This is a genomic window from Mycolicibacterium frederiksbergense (genome assembly GCF_012223425.1).
Taxonomy (GTDB): domain Bacteria; phylum Actinomycetota; class Actinomycetes; order Mycobacteriales; family Mycobacteriaceae; genus Mycobacterium; species Mycobacterium frederiksbergense.
Genome location: NZ_CP038799.1, coordinates 5,090,415 through 5,109,034, shown reverse-complemented (window position 1 = coordinate 5,109,034; position 18,620 = coordinate 5,090,415). Strand labels below are relative to the sequence as shown.

Genomic DNA, 18,620 nt, shown 5'->3' with positions numbered 1-18,620 from the left:
GCATCGGATGCACAAATGCCTCGGCCCTCCAAACGGTGTTTGGAGGGCCGAGGGCTTAATGTGTGTTCGGCGGTGTCCTACTTTTCCACCCTTTTGGGTAGTATCATTGGCGCTGGTAGGCTTAGCTTCCGGGTTCGGGATGGGACCGGGCGTTTCCCTGCCGCTATGGCCGCCGTAACTTTATTCACCCTTTTCTGGGCGCCCCCACACGATGTGGGTGGGGGGAGTGTGTTTTGGTGGTGGAGTGTGTGACATTTCCATTGCTGGTGATGTCTCGTGTCCGATGGTGTGGATGTGTGGTTGCAAGCGCGTTTGTTGTGCGTCAAATTTTTTTCTTACACGGTTTATCTGCTACCCAACATGGTTGGGTGTGTGTAAGTTTTCGGCCGGTTAGTGCCAGTTCCCTAAACCTATTGCTAGGTGTACAGGTCTGGTCTATCGATCCCGTGGTCTGCGGGGGCCTTATCCCACTTAATGGGTGAGAAGCCTGGTCTTGGAGAAGGTTTCCCGCTTAGATGCTTTCAGCGGTTATCCTGTCCGAACGTGGCTATCCAGCCGTGCCCCTGGTGGGACAACTGGTGGACCAGAGGTTCGTCCGTCCCGGTCCTCTCGTACTAGGGACAGGTTTCCTCAAGCTTCTGACGCGCGCGGCGGATAGAGACCGAACTGTCTCACGACGTTCTAAACCCAGCTCGCGTGCCGCTTTAATGGGCGAACAGCCCAACCCTTGGGACCTGCTCCAGCCCCAGGATGCGACGAGCCGACATCGAGGTGCCAAACCATCCCGTCGATATGGACTCTTGGGGAAGATCAGCCTGTTATCCCCGGGGTACCTTTTATCCGTTGAGCGACACCCCTTCCACTCAGAGGTGCCGGATCACTAGTCCCGACTTTCGTCCCTGCTCGACTTGTAAGTCTCGCAGTCAAGCTCCCTTGTGCACTTACACTCAACACCTGATTGCCGTCCAGGTTGAGGGAACCTTTGGGCGCCTCCGTTACATTTTAGGAGGCAACCGCCCCAGTTAAACTACCCACCAGGCACTGTCCCTGAACCGGATATACGGTTCGAAGTTAGAGGCCCAATACGATCAGAGTGGTATTTCAACAATGACTCCACACACACTGGCGTGCATGCTTCACAGTCTCCCACCTATCCTACACAAACCGTATCGAGCACCAATACCAAGTTGTAGTGAAGGTCCCGGGGTCTTTTCGTCCTGCCGCGCGTAACGAGCATCTTTACTCGTAGTGCAATTTCGCCGAGTCTATGGTTGAGACAGTTGAGAAGTCGTTACGCCATTCGTGCAGGTCGGAACTTACCCGACAAGGAATTTCGCTACCTTAGGATGGTTATAGTTACCACCGCCGTTTACTGGGGCTTAAATTCTCCGCTTCACCCTTACGAGTTAACGGGTCCTCTTAACCTTCCAGCACCGGGCAGGCGTCAGTCCGTATACATCGTCTTGCGACTTCGCACGGACCTGTGTTTTTAGTAAACAGTCGCTTCTCACTGGTTTGTGCCACCCCCCACCGCTGCCGGCCGCTAGTGCCATGACAGTAAGAGGTCCCCTTCTCCCGAAGTTACGGGGCATTTTGCCGAGTTCCTTAACCATAGTTCACTCGTACGCCTTAGTATTCTCTACCTGACCACCTGTGTTGGTTTGGGGTACGGGCCGTGTGTGAGCTCGCTAGAGGCTTTTCTCGGCAGCATAGGATCACCGAATTCGCCTCAATCGGCTATGCATCACCTCTCAGGATATATGAGACCCGGATTTACCTAGGCCTCTCCCTACAGGCTTGCCCCAGTATTACCACTGACTGGTACGGCTACCTTCCTGCGTCACCCCATCGCTTGACTACTACCAGAGAAGGTCCCGCGCAGCCCCATCAATCCTCACACCCGAAGGCGATCGGTAACGATGGTTTTGGGCGGTTAGTACCGCTGATTCATCATGGGCGCGCACACACGGGTACGGGAATATCAACCCGTTGTCCATCGACTACGCCTGTCGGCCTCGCCTTAGGTCCCGACTCACCCTGGGCGGACTGGCCTGCCCCAGGAACCCTTGGTCTTTCGGCGGGCAAGGTTCTCACTTGCCTTATCGCTACTCATGCCTGCATTCTCACTCCCACACCCTCCACAACTGGATCACTCCGCTGCTTCACTGGATGCAGGACGCTCCCCTACCCAATCAACAAAGTTGATTGCCGCGGCTTCGGCGGTGTGCTTGAGCCCCGCTACATTATCGGCGCACAATCACTTGACCAGTGAGCTATTACGCACTCTTTCAAGGGTGGCTGCTTCTAAGCCAACCTCCTGGTTGTCTTCGCGACTGCACATCCTTTTCCACTTAGCACACGCTTAGGGGCCTTAGCCGGCGATCTGGGCTGTTTCCCTCTCGACGCACGGAGCTTATCCCCGCCGTCTCACTGCCACGCTTTCACTTACCGGCATTCGGAGTTTGGCTGACGTCAGTAACCTTGTGAGGCCCATCGGCCATCCAGTAGCTCTACCTCCGGTAAGAAACACGCAACGCTGCACCTAAATGCATTTCGGGGAGAACCAGCTATCACGGAGTTTGATTGGCCTTTCACCCCTACCCACAACTCATCCCCTCAGTCTTCAACCTAAGTGGGTTCGGTCCTCCACAACATCTTACTGCTGCTTCAACCTGGCCATGGGTAGATCACTCCGCTTCGGGTCCAGAACACACCACTACACCAACCCCTCTGGATTGGATACGCCCTATTCAGACTCGCTTTCGCTGCGGCTACCCCACACGGGTTAACCTCGCGACATGTCCCTGACTCGCAGGCTCATTCTTCAAAAGGCACGCCATCACCCCACGACAAGTCGAGGGCTCTGACGGATTGTAGGCACACGGTTTCAGGTACTATTTCACTCCCCTCCCGGGGTACTTTTCACCATTCCCTCACGGTACTAATCCGCTATCGGTCATTGGGAAGTATTCAGGCTTACCGGGTGGTCCCGGCAGATTCACAGCAGATTTCACGGGCCCGCTGCTACTCGGGGACAGTCCCACAACAGAGCATGTGTTTTCACGTACCGGGCTCTCACCGTCTACGGCAGGCCATCCCAAGACCACTTCCGCTAACACACACTTTTCTCACTGTTGCCCTGGTCGGCGGACCAGAGAAGAAACGCCCCACAACCCCGCACACACAACCCCCGCCGGGTATCACATGCATACGGTTTAGCCATCCTCCGCTTTCGCTCGCCACTACTCACGGAATCACTTTTGTTTTCTCTTCCTACGGGTACTGAGATGTTTCACTTCCCCGCGTTCCCCCCCAACGGCTATATATTCACCGTTGGGTAACACGACATCACTCGTGCTGGGTTTCCCCATTCGGACATCCTCGGATCCACGCTCGGTTGGCAGCTCCCCGAGGCATATCGCAGCCTCCCACGTCCTTCATCGGCTCCCAATGCCAAGGCATCCACCATGCGCCCTTAAACACTTACAACACAGATAAACCAAATAAAGAAAAAAATTGCACATCAAACACACACAACAACACCAGAACCCCACACCCCCCAAAAGGGAGCCCGAAGAACCAGTCTCCTTGCGTGCTAGATGCTCGCAACCACTATCCACAAATCAAACACCACACCCCACCACCAAAGCGGGGCAACAACAAGAACCGCTCACCGATCACCCCCAACACTTGGGGACTCGCGGACTCACGGCCGGCAACACCCACCAACGCAGATGTCCCGCGGGCCTGTTGTCTCAAAGCCCAATAGTGTGTCTGGCAGCCAGGCACCCACAAAAAGCGGGACACCCAAAAGTTTGTTGAGTTGCACCAGACCCCCACCCACTACAGGTAAGAGGGCCATCCAACGAATCGCTGCGAACACCGAACCCCCACACGATGTGGGCGGGCCGCAGTCTCGTGGTGCTCCTTAGAAAGGAGGTGATCCAGCCGCACCTTCCGGTACGGCTACCTTGTTACGACTTCGTCCCAATCGCCGATCCCACCTTCGACGGCTCCCTCCCACAAGGGGTTAGGCCACCGGCTTCGGGTGTTACCGACTTTCATGACGTGACGGGCGGTGTGTACAAGGCCCGGGAACGTATTCACCGCAGCGTTGCTGATCTGCGATTACTAGCGACTCCGACTTCACGGGGTCGAGTTGCAGACCCCGATCCGAACTGAGACCGGCTTTACAAGGATTCGCTCCACCTCACGGCATCGCAGCCCTTTGTACCGGCCATTGTAGCATGTGTGAAGCCCTGGACATAAGGGGCATGATGACTTGACGTCATCCCCACCTTCCTCCGAGTTGACCCCGGCAGTCTCCTACGAGTCCCCGGCATAACCCGCTGGCAACATAGGACAAGGGTTGCGCTCGTTGCGGGACTTAACCCAACATCTCACGACACGAGCTGACGACAGCCATGCACCACCTGCACACAGGCCACAAGGGAAACCACATCTCTGCAGTCGTCCTGTGCATGTCAAACCCAGGTAAGGTTCTTCGCGTTGCATCGAATTAATCCACATGCTCCGCCGCTTGTGCGGGCCCCGTCAATTTCTTTGAGTTTTAGCCTTGCGGCCGTACTCCCCAGGCGGGGTACTTAATGCGTTAGCTACGGCACGGATCCCAAGGAAGGAAACCCACACCTAGTACCCACCGTTTACGGCGTGGACTACCAGGGTATCTAATCCTGTTCGCTCCCCACGCTTTCGCTCCTCAGCGTCAGTTACTGCCCAGAGACCCGCCTTCGCCACCGGTGTTCCTCCTGATATCTGCGCATTCCACCGCTACACCAGGAATTCCAGTCTCCCCTGCAGTACTCAAGTCTGCCCGTATCGCCCGCACGCCCACAGTTAAGCTGTGAGTTTTCACGAACAACGCGACAAACCACCTACGAGCTCTTTACGCCCAGTAATTCCGGACAACGCTCGGACCCTACGTATTACCGCGGCTGCTGGCACGTAGTTGGCCGGTCCTTCTTCTGCACATACCGTCACTTGCGCTTCGTCTGTGCTGAAAGAGGTTTACAACCCGAAGGCCGTCATCCCTCACGCGGCGTCGCTGCATCAGGCTTGCGCCCATTGTGCAATATTCCCCACTGCTGCCTCCCGTAGGAGTCTGGGCCGTATCTCAGTCCCAGTGTGGCCGGTCACCCTCTCAGGCCGGCTACCCGTCGTCGCCTTGGTAGGCCATTACCCCACCAACAAGCTGATAGGCCGCGGGCCCATCCCACACCGCAAAAGCTTTCCACCACACACCAGGAAGTGCATGGTCATATTCGGTATTAGACCCAGTTTCCCAGGCTTATCCCAAAGTGCAGGGCAGATCACCCACGTGTTACTCACCCGTTCGCCACTCGAGTACCCCGAAGGGCCTTTCCGTTCGACTTGCATGTGTTAAGCACGCCGCCAGCGTTCGTCCTGAGCCAGAATCAAACTCTCCAAACAAAAACAACCCGGACCAAAGCCCAGGTGGAATTCGAATCAGAAAAACCTGATATCCAAACAAAAGACACCAAAAACTGGCATCAAAAAACAAACCACCCACCAAACTCGGGAAGACGGGAAGTCCCCCAAAAATGAGTGGCAAAAAACAACAAACAAAAACCACCAAACACACTATTGAGTTCTCAAACAACAGACCTTCATTTGTCCGCGCCACAAACCCCGGCTCGAAAGCCGCAGTAGGTAGAGCGGGCAGTGAGGAACCCCCACGTTAATGGGTGATTCGCTCGGATTTGTCTTCGCTCTCCGGCCGAGGCCGTGTCGCTCTGACTTGCAATAAGTTACGGCAGGGCTAACAGCGAGTCAAATCGCCTGGTCAGCGCGGAGTCTGCGCAGGTCAGCGGGCTACGCCGACGGGTCACCGGCGCCCACCCGCAGTACGCCGGCAATGTTGCGCTTGCCACGTCGCAACACCAGCCAATGGTCGTGCAGAAAGTCCGATGACTGTGGTATCCACTCGTCGCTTTCGATTCGCACGTTGTTCACATACACGCCGCCCTCGCCCACCGTTCGGCGTGCTTCGCCCTTGCTCTTGGACAGTCCGGTGCCCACCAGCAGATCGGTGATCGCATCCGGGCCGCCGACCGCCAGCTCTGTCACCGCACCGTTGCTTGCCTCCCGCAAGGCCGCGGCCAGCGTCGATTCGTCGAGATCGCCCAACTCGCCCCGCCCGAACAACGCCTGGCTGGCCAGTTCGACGGCATCGGTGGCGGCCTGACCGTGCACCAGCGTGGTCAACTCACGCGCCAGCGTCCGTTGCGCGGCACGTTCGTGAGCGCGAGTGTCGGTGGCTTCGCCCAGCTCGGAGATCTGCTCGGCGCTCAGGAACGTGAACCATTTGAGGTAGCCGAGAACATCGGCGTCCGCGGTGTTGAAGAAGTACTGGTACCAGGCGTACGGACTGGTCAGCTCCGGATCGAGCCAGATGTTGCCGCCACCGGTCGACTTACCGAACTTCTTTCCCTCGGAGTCGGTGACCAGCGGTGTCGTCATCGCGTGCACCGTGGCGCTGCGCTTCTGCCGCACCAGCCGGACGCCGGCGACGATGTTGCCCCACTGGTCGGACCCGCCGATCTGCAGTCCGCAGCCATACCGTTCGTGCAGCTGCACGTAGTCGTTGGCCTGCAGCAGCATGTAGCTGAATTCCGTGTAGGAGATGCCCTCGCCCTCCAGGCGCCGGCGCACCGTATCGCGGTCGAGCATGACGTTGACCGAGAAGTACTTGCCGACGTCGCGCAGGAACTCGATGGCGGACAGCTCACCGGTCCAGGACAGGTTGTTCTCGACAATCGCCCCGGTCGGCCCGTCGTCGAATTCGACGAACCGTTCGAGCTGGCCACGGATGCGTCCGGACCATTCGGCGACGGTGTCCGCGGTCTGCATGGTGCGTTCCCCGCTGTCGCGGGGGTCGCCGATCATCCCGGTGGCGCCGCCTGCCAGCACGATCGGACGATGTCCGGCCTGCTGAAATCGGCGCAGCGTGAGCAGCGGAACGAGATGGCCGGCATGCAAGCTGGGCGCGGTGGGATCGAACCCCGAATAGACCGTGAGCGGCGCATTGGCCAGCGCGTCCGCCAACGCGTCCCGGTCGGTCGATTGCGCGATCAGGCCGCGCCATTCCAGCTCATCGAGGATGCCTTTGCTCACCCGGCCATCATCCTGTATCAGTCACTGCCACCGGGTACCGGAGCCCGCGGACTGCGGCGGTAGGCCGAGACCTCGGGGTGATCCGGCAGCCAGAACCGCCAGGCGCGATCGGCCGCGGCGCTCACCCCGACCCTTGGGCCCGCCAGCGCATCCACGGCTGCGCCCACCTCGATGCGGATCGGAGCGGTCCTATCGAAAAGGTCAATCCCGTTGTCGTCCATGGTAATTCCCAGTGCTGAACACAGATTTCCGGGGCCGCGCGCCAGCGCACGAAGTGCCGGGGTCACGCCGCGACGCTGTTGAGCCACCGGCGCACCGTCGTCGATGACGGCCGCGCGCAACAACACCGCCGCCGCGACACCCTCCCAGCCGCACACCACATTGGCGCAGACGTGGATGCCGTGGCTGCGATAGGTGTACATCCGACCGGCCGGACCGAACATCACGGTATTGCGCATACGTGGCCCGCGAAACGAGTGCGACGCCGGGTCCGGCCAGGGGCCGTCCGGCGGGCCGCCATAGGCCTCGACCTCGACGATCGTCGCGGTGACGTCCCGGCCGTGCAGTCGTGCGCCGAGCAGACGACGGGCCGCTGCCACCGGATCGACCGCCAGCGTCATGGCTCCCACGTCACTGATTGTGCCCGCTCCCTTGACACCGGCGGTCATCGGGCGGATATTCATCGCATGATGAGTTCATCAAGCGATGAATTACCGCACGGCCGCCCCGAACACGCCATTCTGATCAAGAACCTGCACGTCACACGGGGCAGACGCACCGCCCTCGAGGACATCTCGGTCGCCATCCCGCCCGGCTCCATCACCGGGTTGCTCGGCCCCTCGGGCTGCGGCAAGACCACACTCATCCGGTCCATCGTCGGCACCCAGGTGATCGCGTCCGGCACCGTCACCGTGCTCGGCCTGCCGGCCGGCAGCGCTGCACTGCGCCGACGCGTCGGCTACGTGACCCAGGAGCCGACCATCTACCCCGACCTGCGGGTCATCGACAACGCCCGCTACTTCGCCGCGCTGTACGGCACCGATGCCCGCGCGGCCGACGACGCGATCGCGGCGGTCGGCCTGAACGACCATCGAACCGCTCTGTGCGGCAACCTTTCCGGAGGACAGCGCACCCGGGTGTCGCTGGCCTGCGCACTGGTGTCACACCCCGACCTGCTGGTGCTCGACGAGCCCACCGTCGGCCTCGATCCGGTACTACGGGTCGACCTGTGGGATCAGTTCCACCGACTCGCCCGCAACGGCACCACCCTGCTGATCTCCAGTCATGTCATGGACGAGGCCGACCACTGCGGCGACCTGCTGCTCCTGCGGGAAGGACGACTGCTCGCGCACACCACACCCGCACAACTACGAGAGGACACCGGATGCACATCACTGGAGGACGCATTTCTGTCCGTCATCCGGCACGGCACCGCGGCGTGAGTCGCCCGGCGATGTTCGGTCTGCAGGCCTATCAGGCCACCACCGCCCGCATCCTGCGCCAGCTGGCCGCCGACCACCGCAGCATGGCGATGATCATGCTGGTCCCCACGCTGGTCATCACGCTGATGTACTTCATGTTCGCCGAGGTACCGCACCCCCCGGGTACGCCATCGCCGTTCAACAACGCGTGTCTGATCATGCTTGGGGTGTTCCCGCTGGTGGTGATGTTTCTGATCACCTCGATCACCATGCAGCGCGAACGCGTGTCCGGCACGCTGGAGCGGATTCTGACCACCCCGCTGCGGCGGTTCGACCTGCTCGCCGCATACGGCACGGCGTTCTCCATCGCCGCCGCCGCGCAGGCCGCGCTGGCGTGTGGTGTCTCGTTCTGGTTGCTCGGGTTCTATACCGCGGGCAGCCCGGTATGGGTGTTCGTGATCGCCATCGTCAATGCCGTGCTGGGTGTCGGCCTGGGCCTGCTGTGCAGCGCCTTCGCCCGCACCGAGTTCCAGGCGGTGCAGTTCATGCCGGTGGTCGTGGTCCCCCAGCTGCTGCTGTGCGGGATTCTGGTGCCGCGCGAGGCCTTGCCGGACTGGCTGCAGTGGATCAGCAATGCGCTGCCCGCCAGCTACGCTCTGGAAGCGTTGCAACAGGTCGGAGCGTATGCCGAGCCAACCGCGATCGCGGTTCGCGATATCGCGGTCGTGATCGGCTTCGCACTCGTCGCGCTGGGTTTGGCGGCGGGGACCCTGCGACGCCGGACCCCGTAACCGGGTGGCCCTCGTAGTAGAGAGGAAAACGTGAGCAGCAGCGCTGATCGCAAACGCCCCGGGCGACCGCCGGGCACCTCCGAGCGGCGCCAGCGCATCCTGGACAGCGCGCGGGAATTGTTTGCGCGCAACGGTTTCGACAAGACATCGATCCGCGCGGTGGCCGCGGGCGCCGGCGTGGACGGTGCCCTGGTGCACCACTACTTCGGAAACAAGCAGCAGCTGTTCGCCGCCGCCATCGCGATCCCCATCGACCCGATGCAGGTGATCGGTCCGCTGCGGGAAACCCCGGTCGAACAGATCGGCGCTGTGCTTCCGTCAATCCTGTTGCCGCTGTGGGATTCCGAACTCGGCAAGGGTTTCATCGCCACGCTGCGTTCACTGCTGGCAGGTGCCGATGTCGGGCTGGTCCGATCGTTCCTGCAGGAGGTCATCACCGTCGAGATCGGCTCCCGGGTGGACAACCCGCCCGGTTCCGGCGCGATCAGGGTGCAGTTCTTGGCATCACAGTTGGTCGGGGTGGTGATGGTGCGCTACATCCTGGAACTGCAGCCGTTCGCCGGGCTGGCGCCGCAGGTCATCGCCGAGACCATCGCGCCGAACCTGCAGCGTTATCTCACCGGGGATCTGCCTGCGCTGCGCTGAGCAACCGCTCGTGCTCGCCATCGTCGGCGACGGGTACCGCCTCGTCGACGAGCAGCACCGGGATGCCGTCCACGATGGGGTAGGCGCGGCGCAGTCGGGCGTTGTACAGGCACTCCCCCGGGATGTAGGCCAGCGGCCCGTGATCCTCGGGGCAGACCACGATGTCGAGCAGCTTCGCGTCGAGGCTCACCGAACCCTCGTCACCACGGCGACATGTCCCCACCCCAGCCGGGTGGGATCAGCGCATTGTTTCCGTCGTCGCCGGCGACCGGCGCCCAGGGCGCAGCGGAGCCCGCCGAGCCCTGACCAGGTGCGCCGGAGCCGGCGTTGGCCTGCTGGTTCATCATCCGGCGCTGGTAGGACAACGTGGACTGCAGCGCCTCGATCAGCGGCTTCTGGTTGGGACGCGCGTTCAGCCCGTCGAGCAGGGCCTGCGAGTTGGCCGCCGAGGGCCGCACACCGCGCTGGCGCAGCGTCATGACCTGCTCGATGAGCTTGGAGACCTGTCCGCCACCGCTACCGGTCTGGTACTGATCGGAGATCATCATCAGCACCTGATCCGGGGAGATCCGCTGGGCCGGCTGTTCCTGGGAGGAGTCCGGTTCGGCCGACGCCACCGGCGCCAGGCCCAGACCCGCGACGGCGGCCGCGCCGATGAGGGCGCCTGCCGTCCAGCGCCGCAATGCTGTGCCGGTCACGGAGTTCTCCGTCGTCATCTGAACCTCTCCCTTGCCGTCTCGGCGAGCCTAACAGTGCACACCACGCGGGGCATCACGGCTGATTGCCGATGAGCTCGGCGCGCACGGCAGCCGTCATGCGCTTGTACTGCTTGGTATCGGTATCCAAGTACCAGGTGTTACGCGATGCCTTCGGGACGCCGGCGGCTCGCAATGGACCGATCTCGGGCCGGTAGGACGCCCCGAGTGTCATCTCCGGCGCCACGTAGACCACCGCGGGCCCGATGCCAACCGGCAACGTCGCCATGGCCTCATTGAGCTCCGCACTGGGCAGGCTGCCGCCAGGCTGCAGCGTCACCGCCGTGACGACCAGCGGCTCGCCACGCACCTCGAGGCGGTACGTCACCGCCAAGTCAACCGCGGCCGCCCGGCTGACGGCGTCGTTGATCGTCGCGGTGAACAACGGTCCGTCGGGCGTCCTGATCACCGAGCTGCGGTTGTCGACGAGCCAGAAGTCACCGTCCTCGTCGCGGCGGAAGAGCTGCTCGGTGGACACCCAGGTGTCGGCGGGCGCGAACACGCCACGCTTCACCGATGCGGTCGGGTCCACCGGTCCGCGCGGGCGGGCCAGGAGCACCCCGACCTCACCCGCCTCGGCGCGCCGCACGAAACCGGAGTCCTCCTCCAGGATCAGGTCATCGTCGACGTCATAGGCGGCCAGTTCGACCTGAGGCCCGCCCGGCAGCGGGCGGCCTTTGCTGCCTATCTTCACCCCCGCCACGTTGGAGAGCACCGCCTGACCGTCGGTGGTCGCGAAGAACTCGACGACCTTGGCCGGCGCGAACACCTCCACGACGCGACGCCACAGACCGGTCGGCATACCCGCGCCGATGAACAGTCGCACCGAGTGGGTGCCCACGAGCGAGAACGACGGATCGTCGATGACCTCGCCGAGCATCGCCCAGGTGTAGGACACCACCGTCACGCCGTACTGCCGGATCTCGTGCACGAAGCGGTCCGGGGCCAGCCCCCGGGACAGTGCGATGCGGGCACCGCCGACCACCGCGCCGCCGAGACTCACCAGCAGGCCGGACGGATGATGCAGCGGGGTCAGGCAGTACACGGTGTCGCGGTTGCCCAGGTTGGCCGCCGACGCGGTGCCCAGTGCGGACAACGCCCACCGGTAGTTCGTGATCTGCCGGGCGACGAGTTCACCGTTGATCGTCGCGAATGCCACATAGGCCACGTCACGGGCGAAGCCCGGATCGGGCCGATACCAACCCGGGAGCTCGACCCGGCCGGGGTCGATCTTTTCCATGTCCACGACGTCGGTGCCGTCGGCCACATCCAGGTCACGGGACTCGCCACCACCGAGAACCAGCACCCGAAGGTCCAGTGTGCGCGCAATCTCCAGATTCGCCGGATCGGTCAGGACCTCGGCGACACCGCCGAGTCGTGCGGCCAAAGCGAGGTCGGCATCCGGGGGCATCAGCACAGCCACCGCACCCAAGCGCGACAGCGCCGCGATCGCGACCAACGCGCTCGGACGGGTCTGCATCAGCACACCGACCCGTACGCCCTGGCGCACACCGACTTCGATCAGCCCGCGCACCACGTTGTTGACCCGGCGGTCGACCGCCTCATAGGTGTGCACACGACCGTCGAACAGCAGGAACTCGCCGTCCGGGTGGCCCTCGGCCTGCTCGGTCATGATGCGTCCGAGCGAGATCCGGGTGTGGTCGTTGATCTGACCGAGCCGCGCGAGGCGGGGCAGGGTGCGCGCGGTTTCGACGATCAGGGTGCGCGCGGACTTGTTCGTGGCGACCATCGCTCCGGCCGCCGAACGCGCCAGATCGAAGGCCATCTCGGAGGCGGCGGCCGCACCGTGTGCCACCCGGGAGGTCAATGCCACACCTGCGTCGATGGCGGATTCGGACGGTTGAGAGCCCATCGGTGCGACATCCTCGGGCGGCAGTCCGTCGCTGCTGAGCCACTTGACCCAGGAGGCGACCGTCGGCCAGGTCTGATTCGCCGCCTTGGATCCGACGACAAGACCGAAATGTCCTGTGCGGATGAGATATTCGTAGGCGTCGGCCCTGGGAGCGGCGGACTTGATGCCGCGAACCGCCGCCGGTTGACCGATATCGTCGACCTCACCGATCACCGCCAGCACCGGGCAGGTGATATCGGCCAGGGTGACGAGCTCACCGCGGATGGAGAAGCCGCCGGACATCATCCGGTTGTGCGCGATGAACTGCTTGAGCAGTTCGGAGATGGCCGGGCCCGACCAGGCGATCCACCCCTCGGAATCGAGGAAGCGGCGCTGCTGCTCACGCGGCAGCAGCGCGTCACGGTCATGGAGCTGACGCAGAAAATCCAGCCGCGCCTGTGCGGTCTTGAGTGGGTCGAGCATCTGGAACCCGGTGCGGGCCAGCCAGCCCGGGATGTCGATACGGGAGAACACGTGGTCGGCCATGAAGTTGGCGGCGACCGCGCCCACGTTCGGCGGGATGCCCATCGGCAGGGCGGCCAGGGTGTCGACCGGGGAGCCGAACCCGACGATGCTGGCGAGATCCTTGGAGCGCCGGTATGCCGCGGTCTGATAGCAGAACATCCCGCCCTGGGAGTAACCGGCGAGATGGACATCGCTGCCGGTGACCCTCTTGACGGTGTCGATGGCCTCGCTGAGCGCGACGACATGATCGGCGAGGTTGCGCTGCATGCCGCCCTCGACCTGGTCGGGCGAACCGAAATCGATGACCCAGGGATCCAGCCCTGCGGCGTGCAGGATGCCCACGGCGCCGTCCTCGCGGGTGACATCCCACATATCGGCCGACATCATCATCGGGTGCACCATCAGCACCGGGGGGCCGGGGGTGGCCGAACCGGGCCGGGTGTCGGGCGGGAAGTACCGCCGCAGCCGGTACATCGGCACGCTCTCGATGATCTGGTAGGGCGAGGGGACCGCACCGGTTTCCAGACCGCCGTACCGCAGAACTTCGATGCCGTTCTGCGCGGTGGCCAGAATTCGGCTCACCGGACCCGTGATCAACGAGAAATCCACCAACGCGCGCTCCCTGACTGTGTAACTCCCGATCCCCCGAGTGCCACGACATCATGGCACAGCGTTGCTGGTCGGCCGCTGCGAATGTGCACCGCCGGTCGGCCTAGCCTGGTGGGGACATGGCGCATCTTCTCGGGGCCGAAGCCCTACATCTGCAATACCCGACCAAAGTGGTTTTCGACGCGGTCTCGCTCGGCGTGAACGAGGGTGACCGCATCGGCATCGTCGGCCGCAACGGCGACGGAAAGTCCAGCCTGCTGGCCATGCTGGCCGGCCGCGTCACGCCCGATTCCGGGCGGGTCACCGTGCGCGGCGGCATCCGCGTCGGCGTGCTGGACCAGGGCGACACCCTCGATCCCGACGACACCGTCGGGCACGCTGTCGTCGGTGACACACCGGAACACGAGTGGGCCGGTGACCCGCGCGGCCGCGACGTCATCTCCGGATTGCTGGGCGGCCTGGCCTGGGACGCGCCGCTCGGCACGCTGTCGGGTGGACAGCGGCGCCGGGTCGCGCTGGCCCAACTGCTGGCCGGTGATCACGACGTGCTGGCGCTCGACGAGCCGACCAATCATCTCGACGTCGAAGGAATCACCTGGCTGGCCGAACATCTGAAACGGCGTTGGTCACCGTCCTCGGGTGGACTGCTGGTGATCACCCACGATCGCTGGTTCCTCGACGAGGTGTGCACGACGACGTGGGAGGTGCACGACCGCATCGTCGAACCGTTCGACGGTGGGTACGCCGCCTACATCCTGCAGCGGGTGGAACGTGATCGGCAGGCCGCGTCGAGTGAGGCCCGCCGGCAGAATCTGGCCCGCAAGGAACTGGCCTGGTTGCGCCGCGGCGCACCGGCCCGGACCACCAAGCCGAAGTTCCGCATCGATGCGGCCAACGCCCTGATCGCCGACGTCCCCGAGATCCGGGACAAGGTGGCCCTGCAGTCACTGGCGGTGACCCGGCTGGGTAAGCAGGTCGTGGATCTGCTCGACGTGTCGGTGAGTTATGCCGACCGTGAGGTGCTCAAGCAGGTCGAGTGGCGGGTGGCCCCAGGCGAGCGGACCGGCATCCTCGGTGTCAACGGTGCGGGTAAGTCGACGCTGCTGGGCCTCATCGACGGTTCGGTGCAGCCGACGGAGGGCCGGGTCAAACACGGCAAGACGGTGCAGATCGCGACCCTCACCCAGGGCGTCGACGAGCTCGCCGATCACCTCGACGATCCGGTGCGGGTGGTGCTGAGTCAGCTGGCCGCCACCTTCACCGTCGGGACGGGTTCCAAGGCGCAGGAGCTCACCCCGGGCCAACTGCTGGAGCGTCTCGGTTTCGCCAGCGCGCAGCTGTCCACGCCGATCAAGGATCTCTCCGGCGGGCAGTTACGACGTCTGCAGCTGCTGCTCATCCTGCTCGGGCAGCCCAACGTGCTGATCCTCGACGAGCCGACCAACGACCTGGACACCGACATGCTGGCCGCGATGGAGGATCTGCTGGACTCCTGGCCGGGCACCCTGATCGTGGTCAGCCACGACCGGTACTTCCTGGAGCGGGTCACCGATCAGCAGTACGGCATCCTCGGCGGGCACTTGCGGCACCTGCCGGGAGGGGTCGACGAGTACCTGCGGTTGCGGGCCTCGCACGAGGCGACCACCGGCGCCGCGGCACTCACACCGGCCCCGCTGAACGGGAACTCGATCTCCGGGGCCGATCTGCGTGCGACGCAGAAGGAGATCTCGGCGATCGAGCGCAAACTGACGAAACTGGACGGTCAGATCAAGGACGCCCAGCGCCGCCAGGCCGAGCACGACCAGGGTGACTACGAGGGGCTCAGGGCCCTGACCGCCGGCGTCCGCGAGCTCGAAGCCGAGGTCGCCACGCTGGAGGAGCGGTGGCTCGAACTGTCCGAGTCGCTCGGCTGAGGTTCGGGGTCTCTACGATGAGCCGGTGCGGTATCTCCTGCAACCGGTGACGCTGTGTGTCCGGTATTTTCCGCAGCTCGCGGCGTGTTATCTGCTGGGTTACCTCGGCCGCACCGGAGCCATCGAGTTGGCCGCCCGGGTCGGCTACGACAATGACCTGTGGGCGTCCCTGATCATGCCGCTGGCCGGTATGGCCCGGCTGGGTTCCTACGTGGCGATGTTCCTGGTGATCCGGCACGGCATTCCCACGTTGGCCGCGCTGCCCGCCCGCAAGGCCCGACAAGTGGACATGTTCGCCACGATCATCGTGCCGTTCTTCGCGATCTATCTGGCCTGGCAGATGTTCCGCGAGGACTGGATCACGTTCTTGTACGCCACTCTGGCCTACAAGGTGGGCGGGCCCGCGAGTGCCACCGCAACCGAGATCGACCCACGGATGCTCCCGGTCAGCACCGTCACGTTGGTCGTCATCGGAGCCGCGTTTGTCGTCCGCATCGTGTTGGCGCGCTACAAGAACCGGCTACCGGCTTGGCTGCTGGCGGTGCAGCTCTATCTGGACGCACTCTGGGTTTTCCTGATACTGACGTTCTCGGCCAGTCGAGGCGTGACTTTGGTGATCAACCCGTCGGCGTGGATTGCTGAGCGACGAATCATCGTGTGGTTCAACGAGACCCGCGAGAGCGTGTTTTCACACGTCCAACTGCTCGAGACGGTTTGGAAGGGTCTGATGTGGGCGGTCGGGACCGTCTTCGGTGGCGCAGCGGTCCCGCTCGTCTGGCTCGCGGTGGCATGCATTGTCTACGGTGCCGCCGAGAAGGCCGACTGGCATAGCGAGGTCCGGCGACGACTGGGCGGTCACCGGGCCGGGCGCTGGATCGATCCCGAATCCACCCGCACCCGCCTGGACACCCGTTGGAAGCGCGTGCCAGGAAAGGTCCGGACGGAGTTACGCGAGCAGGTCGGTCAACAGATCGGAAAGTTCAAGCCGATCGTGGACTCGGCGCATGTCATCATCGCCGGCGGTGTGTTCGCACTGTCCCTGTACGTGTTGGCCTACCTGGGGCTGGCCTGGCTGGACATGTCGGGCAGCTACCTACGGACCCAGATCGGGCCGGGGTATCTGTTCCGCGGCATGGCCGGGTTGCTCGGCCCGCACGACATCATGTTCTGGCTCGGCATCTGGGAGCCGATCGAACTGATCTCCCATGTGATCACGGAGCCGCTGCGAATCTGTTTGGTCGCCGTGACGCTCGGGTGGTGCCTGGACCGAATGCGGCTCAGGGACACCACCACTACAGCTCCAAACGAACCAGTATCGCTGCGTTGACCGCTTTGATATCCACCGCCGTGGGTTCCGTATCGGAGGGAACCAGGAACTCGACCGACATCGACGTCTCGGCACTGCACACGCCGCCGTCGCCGCGCCACGTTTGGTCACCCTCGACCAGGTAGACCCGACAACCGGTACCGGCCAAAGACGGTCCCATGCGCTCCACCAGAACATTCACCACCACCGTGTTCTCGGGCAGCGGTGCACGGGAACCGCGCCGATGGGTCGAGCGATTGACGCGTCGAACTGTCCAGGTCTGTCCGTCGGCGGTGATCTCTTGCCCGGCTGCGGCGATGTGTCGCGGCGCCACCGTCTGCCGGTAACGCTCCCACGGCGGCAACAGGATGAACGTGCCGGCGACGGCCAGCGCGGCGGCCGACACCACTGCCCCGATGGCATTGCGCTTCCACAGCTGAAGGGTCACGTGCCCGCCAACCTGTCCGGTTCCATGACCAGAAGATCGCTGCGGCTGACCCGTTGGTCATCGAGCGGGATGTCGATTACGAGCCGGGAATCCATGCGTCCGTCGCGGACCCACACCCGCAGCGTCATCTGCCGGGTGCTCGCCATCAGATCTGCCGGCACGTCGAACACCCAGGGACCGCGTACCGCGATGCCGGGCGCCAGGGCCCCGACCATAGGCGTCACACGTGTGCGCGTGGTCGGGACATAGGTGTTCGGTCCCACCGAGAGTTCGACATTCGCCACATCATCACTGCGCAAGGCCACCGCCTCGGCGTCGACAGCGACCCAGGTGCCCACCGCGTCGAGCTCCGGATTCGAGCCGAGTGCCTGGCGTAGGCGAGGCGCGATCCGAGCCCCGCTCACCTCCACGCTGATAGCGCGGCCCACAGCCTTCTGGCCCAGACCGGCGTGCACGTCAAACGGGCCATACACATCGTCGGGTGTGGGCAGGTTGTGCCACAAGAACGCACCGCCGGCAATCACCACAGCGGTGCCGAAGGCGTGCAGCGCTCGTGGCCACTTGGCCTGTTTCACCGCGGGCCCCCCACCCGAACGCTGAGCCGCGCATACTCCGTTTCACTTCGCGCCCAACCCTGAGATGAGGTCGCACTCGACTTTTTGACCTCTTTGCGCAATCGCAACGGTAGGTCGTCTCCGACTTCGATCGTGCCGGTCGGCACGCTCCAGAGCAGCACGATCTGGTCGCCGAGCCCGGGACCAAGGACCACCGACACTGTCCCGTCGGCCATCCGCACCGCACCCATGCGAGACGCGTCCGGACGACCGACCAAGTCCACCGGGTTATACACATTGCCCGGCAGCGTGCCGTGATTACGAATCTCGAACACCAGTCCGAGATAGCGTATGCCCGGCCTCGGAGCCAACACCCGAGCTGCGTCCGACTTGACCTCGTCGACCAGCGTCGCGCGATGCAGCGTCATCTCGAACCGACCGGTATCGAACGTCTCCCCCGGCTTGATGTCGACGACCTTCTTGTTCACCGTGTCGAGCCCGCCGAACGCGGCGGTGGCCACCAGCACGGCCACCAGTCCGGCTCGGCGCCACTCCTTGAGGCCCCAGCCCGCCAGCCATCGACGCAGACGTCCAGTGAGTGTGGTGGCGGCGCTCCCCCGAGCCGGTTCCATGGCTGCAGATGCTA

General features: G+C 63.6%; 13 protein-coding genes and 3 rRNA genes. 5 read left to right on the top strand and 11 right to left on the bottom strand.

Annotated features, from left to right (window positions below; genetic code table 11):
- Positions 1 to 64 precede the first annotated feature (64 nt).
- The 5 genes from rrf to EXE63_RS27660 all read right to left on the bottom strand — a co-directional run bounded on the left by rrf (position 65) and on the right by EXE63_RS27660 (position 7,823).
- Positions 65 to 177 (bottom strand): 5S ribosomal RNA (gene rrf / locus EXE63_RS27680).
- A gap of 193 nt (positions 178 to 370) precedes the next feature.
- Positions 371 to 3,489: ribosomal RNA gene (locus EXE63_RS27675) — 23S ribosomal RNA — on the bottom strand.
- Positions 3,490 to 3,932: 443 nt separating this feature from the next.
- Positions 3,933 to 5,451: ribosomal RNA gene (locus EXE63_RS27670) — 16S ribosomal RNA — on the bottom strand.
- The 16S, 23S and 5S rRNA genes sit together here, the layout of an rRNA operon.
- 402 nt (positions 5,452 to 5,853) lie before the next feature.
- Positions 5,854 to 7,155, bottom strand: a complete 1,302-nt coding sequence (gene tyrS, locus EXE63_RS27665) for a tyrosine--tRNA ligase (RefSeq protein WP_168144585.1) — start codon at positions 7,153 to 7,155, stop codon at positions 5,854 to 5,856.
- Between the two features lie 17 nt (positions 7,156 to 7,172).
- Positions 7,173 to 7,823 (bottom strand): DNA-3-methyladenine glycosylase, encoded by a 651-nt coding sequence (locus EXE63_RS27660; protein WP_168144584.1) that lies wholly within the window; start codon positions 7,821 to 7,823, stop codon positions 7,173 to 7,175.
- An 18-nt stretch (positions 7,824 to 7,841) separates the two neighbouring features.
- Here EXE63_RS27660 and EXE63_RS27655 point away from each other — a divergent pair, with 18 nt between their 5' ends.
- The 3 genes from EXE63_RS27655 to EXE63_RS27645 are packed head-to-tail and all read left to right on the top strand — an operon-like array spanning position 7,842 to position 10,012.
- Positions 7,842 to 8,597: an ABC transporter ATP-binding protein gene (locus EXE63_RS27655; protein WP_168144583.1), complete on the top strand. Its 756-nt coding sequence runs from the start codon at positions 7,842 to 7,844 to the stop codon at positions 8,595 to 8,597.
- Between the two features lie 11 nt (positions 8,598 to 8,608).
- Positions 8,609 to 9,367: an ABC transporter permease gene (locus EXE63_RS27650; protein WP_234904660.1), complete on the top strand. Its 759-nt coding sequence runs from the start codon at positions 8,609 to 8,611 to the stop codon at positions 9,365 to 9,367.
- Between the two features lie 30 nt (positions 9,368 to 9,397).
- Positions 9,398 to 10,012 carry a TetR/AcrR family transcriptional regulator gene (locus tag EXE63_RS27645; RefSeq protein WP_168144581.1) on the top strand — a complete coding sequence of 205 codons (615 nt, stop codon included), beginning with the start codon at positions 9,398 to 9,400 and terminating at the stop codon, positions 10,010 to 10,012.
- On the opposite strand, the gene EXE63_RS27640 is transcribed toward EXE63_RS27645, so the two are convergent.
- Genes EXE63_RS27640 through EXE63_RS27630 form a run of 3 tightly spaced genes read right to left on the bottom strand, consistent with a single transcriptional unit; the run spans position 9,984 to position 13,753 of the window.
- Positions 9,984 to 10,202 carry a Trm112 family protein gene (locus EXE63_RS27640; protein WP_168144580.1) on the bottom strand — a complete coding sequence of 73 codons (219 nt, stop codon included), beginning with the start codon at positions 10,200 to 10,202 and terminating at the stop codon, positions 9,984 to 9,986. The genes EXE63_RS27645 and EXE63_RS27640 overlap by 29 nt on opposite strands.
- Before the next feature lie 10 nt (positions 10,203 to 10,212).
- The gene (locus tag EXE63_RS27635; protein WP_168144579.1) at positions 10,213 to 10,728 is read right to left on the bottom strand and encodes a hypothetical protein; all 516 of its coding nucleotides are present in this window, start codon (positions 10,726 to 10,728) and stop codon (positions 10,213 to 10,215) included.
- Between the two features lie 55 nt (positions 10,729 to 10,783).
- A complete protein-coding gene (locus EXE63_RS27630) occupies positions 10,784 to 13,753 on the bottom strand; it encodes an acyl-CoA synthetase (protein WP_168144578.1) in 2,970 nt (989 codons plus the stop codon).
- Between the two features lie 119 nt (positions 13,754 to 13,872).
- Here EXE63_RS27630 and EXE63_RS27625 point away from each other — a divergent pair, with 119 nt between their 5' ends.
- Both EXE63_RS27625 and EXE63_RS27620 read left to right on the top strand, forming a co-directional pair.
- Positions 13,873 to 15,666, top strand: coding sequence for an ABC-F family ATP-binding cassette domain-containing protein (locus EXE63_RS27625; RefSeq protein ID WP_168144577.1), 1,794 nt, complete (start codon positions 13,873 to 13,875; stop codon positions 15,664 to 15,666).
- A gap of 25 nt (positions 15,667 to 15,691) precedes the next feature.
- Positions 15,692 to 16,993 (top strand): hypothetical protein, encoded by a 1,302-nt coding sequence (locus EXE63_RS27620; RefSeq protein WP_168144576.1) that lies wholly within the window; start codon positions 15,692 to 15,694, stop codon positions 16,991 to 16,993.
- Here the strand turns inward: EXE63_RS27620 and EXE63_RS27615 are convergent.
- Genes EXE63_RS27615 through EXE63_RS27605 form a run of 3 tightly spaced genes read right to left on the bottom strand, consistent with a single transcriptional unit; the run spans position 16,959 to position 18,606 of the window.
- Entirely contained in the window at positions 16,959 to 17,420 is a 462-nt protein-coding gene (locus tag EXE63_RS27615; protein WP_168144575.1) for a hypothetical protein, read from the bottom strand. The genes EXE63_RS27620 and EXE63_RS27615 overlap by 35 nt on opposite strands.
- Positions 17,417 to 17,995 carry a hypothetical protein gene (locus tag EXE63_RS27610; RefSeq protein WP_168144574.1) on the bottom strand — a complete coding sequence of 193 codons (579 nt, stop codon included), beginning with the start codon at positions 17,993 to 17,995 and terminating at the stop codon, positions 17,417 to 17,419. The genes EXE63_RS27615 and EXE63_RS27610 overlap by 4 nt, the downstream gene beginning before the upstream one ends.
- Entirely contained in the window at positions 17,992 to 18,606 is a 615-nt protein-coding gene (locus tag EXE63_RS27605; protein ID WP_168144573.1) for a hypothetical protein, read from the bottom strand. Before EXE63_RS27605 ends, EXE63_RS27610 begins: the two co-directional genes overlap by 4 nt.
- Positions 18,607 to 18,620: the final 14 nt, after the last annotated feature.

Bases quoted from the DNA above. Each gene is read 5' to 3' on its own strand.
- EXE63_RS27660 (WP_168144584.1), bottom strand. From the start codon at position 7,823: ATGACCGCCGGTGTCAAGGGAGCGGGCACAATCAGTGACGTGGGAGCC.
- EXE63_RS27655 (WP_168144583.1), top strand. From the start codon at position 7,842: ATGATGAGTTCATCAAGCGATGAATTACCGCACGGCCGCCCCGAACAC.
- EXE63_RS27650 (WP_234904660.1), top strand. From the start codon at position 8,609: ATGTTCGGTCTGCAGGCCTATCAGGCCACCACCGCCCGCATCCTGCGC.
- EXE63_RS27635 (WP_168144579.1), bottom strand. From the start codon at position 10,728: ATGACGACGGAGAACTCCGTGACCGGCACAGCATTGCGGCGCTGGACG.
- EXE63_RS27625 (WP_168144577.1), top strand. From the start codon at position 13,873: ATGGCGCATCTTCTCGGGGCCGAAGCCCTACATCTGCAATACCCGACC.
- EXE63_RS27605 (WP_168144573.1), bottom strand. From the start codon at position 18,606: ATGGAACCGGCTCGGGGGAGCGCCGCCACCACACTCACTGGACGTCTG.